This is a genomic window from Mycobacterium sp. 852002-51057_SCH5723018 (assembly GCF_001667035.1).
Lineage (GTDB): Bacteria > Actinomycetota > Actinomycetes > Mycobacteriales > Mycobacteriaceae > Mycobacterium.
On sequence record NZ_LZIR01000020.1, the window covers coordinates 1 to 1,120 of the forward strand.

Here is a 1,120-nt window from a genome sequence, read left to right on the forward strand (position 1 = left end):
CGACTCGGTGGTGCCGCAGTCGTTGTGGCGGCATGTCCCGATCGCGGTCTCGCTGCTGTCGCTGGTGCTGCTGACCACCGCGATGGCGGGCCCGACGTCCGACATCCGGATCCCGTTGAACCGTGCGGTCGTCATGCTGGTCATCGACATGTCGAACTCCATGCGGGCCACCGATGTCGAGCCCAACCGGCTCAAAGCGGCCGAGCAGGCGGCCAGCCAGTTCGCCAGCCAGCTGACGCCCGGCATCAACCTCGGGCTGGTCGGGTTCGCCGGGACGCCCTACCTGCTGGTGCCACCGACGCCGCAGCACCAGGCGACGCTGGAAGCGCTCAAGAAACTGGAGTTCGGCGACGGCACGGCCACCGGTGAGGCCATCTTCACCGCCCTGCACGCGGTCAGCGCCACGGCCGTCGCCGGGGGCGACACCCCGCCGCCCGCGCGGATCGTGCTTTTGTCCGACGGCGGCGAGAACAAGCCGACCAATCCCAGCGATCCGCAGGGCGCCTACACCGCCGCCCGGCTGGCCAAGGCCGAGGAGGTGCAGATCTCGACGATCTCCTTCGGCACGCCCTACGGCACCGTCGAGTACGAGGGCGCCACCATTCCGGTGCCCGTCGACGACCAGACGCTGCAGGAAATCACCAAGATCACCGACGGCCAGGCGTTTCACGCTGACAGCCTGGAGTCGCTCGAGGGCGTCTATTCCACGCTGCAGCGCCAGATCGGCTACGAGACCGTGAAGGGCGACGCCAGCCTCGCCTGGATGCTGCTGGGCGCGGTGCTGCTGGCCGGCGCCGTCCTGGCCGGTGAGTTCCTGAACCGCAGGCTGCCCGCCTGAGCGTTCAGGTCGGCAGGCGCCGGTTGATCAGCAGGGCCAGCGCCGCGGCGATCAGGGCGGCGACGACGCCCAGGCGCAGCCAGCCGGCGCTGCCGGGACCGGGCACCGTGCGATACCCGATGTCGTTCTCTATGGCGTTGTAGCTCTTGTTGAGCTCGCTGAGGTTCGTGGCGGTGTAGGACTGCCCGCCCGACAGCCGCGCGATCGTCTTCATCTGGTCCGTCGAGACGGGGACGGCGACCCGCTGCCCGTTCATCTCGATCTCGCCGCCCTGGAAGCCGG

1 protein-coding gene and 1 pseudogene are annotated in these 1,120 nt (G+C 69.5%); one reads left to right on the forward strand and one right to left on the reverse strand.

From position 1 onward, the window contains the following. The coding region (locus A5764_RS04920) for a VWA domain-containing protein (protein ID WP_067109476.1) at positions 1 to 838 on the forward strand (838 nt) is incomplete at its 5' end. Positions 839 to 842: 4 nt separating this feature from the next. Here A5764_RS04920 and A5764_RS04925 read toward each other — a convergent pair. After that, a pseudogene (locus tag A5764_RS04925) lies at positions 843 to 1,120 on the reverse strand (hypothetical protein); the annotation flags it as partial.